Genomic DNA, 1084 nt, shown 5'->3' with positions numbered 1-1084 from the left:
ATGACCCCTACGGGACTCGAACCCGTGATACCACCGTGAAAGGGTGGTGTCTTAACCGCTTGACCAAGGGGCCTTGTTTATATATATAAATGACGGAGAAGGAGGGATTTGAACCCTCGCGCCGCAAAGAGCGACCTATACCCTTAGCAGGGGTACCTCTTCAGCCTCTTGAGTACTTCCCCAAAATATCCAAAGATATTTCAATGGGCCTGAGTAGATTCGAACTACCGACCTCACCCTTATCAGGGGTGCGCTCTAACCAACTGAGCTACAGGCCCATATTTAATTAAAAAGCGGGTGACGAGAATCGAACTCGCGACAACAGCTTGGAAGGCTGTAGTTTTACCACTAAACTACACCCGCATAAATATACGATCCCGACCGGATTTGAACCGGCGATCTCCTGCGTGACAGGCAGGCATGTTGACCACTACACCACGGGACCTAATTGCGGAGGTAGGATTCGAACCTACGACCTTCGGGTTATGAGCCCGACGAGATGCCAGCTTCTCCACTCCGCGATAACTATAAAAAGGAGGATAAGGGATTCGAACCCTTGCGAGCTTTTACACTCCTGACGGTTTTCAAGACCGTTCCCTTCAACCGGACTTGGGTAATCCTCCATCATACAAACCTACAGCCATTAAGTAATGGACCTTGTAGGATTCGAACCTACGACCGGACGGTTATGAGCCGTCTGCTCTAACCAACTGAGCTAAAGGTCCGGTAAGAAAGTATAGCGGCGAAGGGGATCGAACCCATGACCTTTCGGGTATGAACCGAACGCTCTAGCCAGCTGAGCTACGCCGCCACAATAGTATAAGGATATATATTAAATTGAAAAATGGAGACTAAGGGGATCGAACCCTCGACCTCCTGCGTGCAAGGCAGGCGCTCTCCCAGCTGAGCTAAGTCCCCGTCATATCGGGAGTACAGGATTTGAACCTGCGGCCCCTTGGTCCCAAACCAAGTGCTCTACCAAGCTGAGCTAACTCCCGATAAACTTTATATACACCCTACAGGAGTCGAACCTGTAACCTTCTGATTCGTAGTCAGACACTCTATCCAATTGAGCTAAGGGTGC

Annotated in this window: 12 tRNA genes; all 12 read right to left on the bottom strand. The window is 50.0% G+C overall.

Annotated elements, in window-relative coordinates:
• Position 1: 1 nt before the first annotated feature.
• The 12 genes from BLR79_RS08840 to BLR79_RS08785 all read right to left on the bottom strand — a co-directional run bounded on the left by BLR79_RS08840 (position 2) and on the right by BLR79_RS08785 (position 1084).
• Positions 2-73, bottom strand: a tRNA-Glu gene (locus BLR79_RS08840).
• Positions 74-93: 20 nt separating this feature from the next.
• Positions 94-182: transfer RNA gene (locus BLR79_RS08835), tRNA-Ser, on the bottom strand.
• A gap of 22 nt (positions 183-204) precedes the next feature.
• Positions 205-278: transfer RNA gene (locus BLR79_RS08830), tRNA-Ile, on the bottom strand.
• Between the two features lie 14 nt (positions 279-292).
• Positions 293-363: transfer RNA gene (locus tag BLR79_RS08825), tRNA-Gly, on the bottom strand.
• Between the two features lie 9 nt (positions 364-372).
• A tRNA-Asp gene (locus BLR79_RS08820) sits at positions 373-445 on the bottom strand.
• A gap of 3 nt (positions 446-448) precedes the next feature.
• A tRNA-Met gene (locus tag BLR79_RS08815) sits at positions 449-521 on the bottom strand.
• A gap of 12 nt (positions 522-533) precedes the next feature.
• Positions 534-623: transfer RNA gene (locus tag BLR79_RS08810), tRNA-Ser, on the bottom strand.
• 28 nt (positions 624-651) lie between these two features.
• Positions 652-725 (bottom strand) — tRNA-Ile (locus tag BLR79_RS08805).
• Between the two features lie 12 nt (positions 726-737).
• A tRNA-Met gene (locus BLR79_RS08800) sits at positions 738-811 on the bottom strand.
• A 34-nt stretch (positions 812-845) separates the two neighbouring features.
• Positions 846-918: transfer RNA gene (locus BLR79_RS08795), tRNA-Ala, on the bottom strand.
• A gap of 6 nt (positions 919-924) precedes the next feature.
• Positions 925-998, bottom strand: a tRNA-Pro gene (locus BLR79_RS08790).
• A gap of 12 nt (positions 999-1010) precedes the next feature.
• Positions 1011-1084 (bottom strand) — tRNA-Arg (locus tag BLR79_RS08785).

The sequence above is a fragment of the Dolosicoccus paucivorans genome (genome assembly GCF_900100125.1).
GTDB lineage: Bacteria > Bacillota > Bacilli > Lactobacillales > Aerococcaceae > Dolosicoccus > Dolosicoccus paucivorans.
The sequence above is the reverse complement of the archived record's forward strand: the minus strand, read 5'-3'. Positions and strand labels throughout refer to the sequence as shown.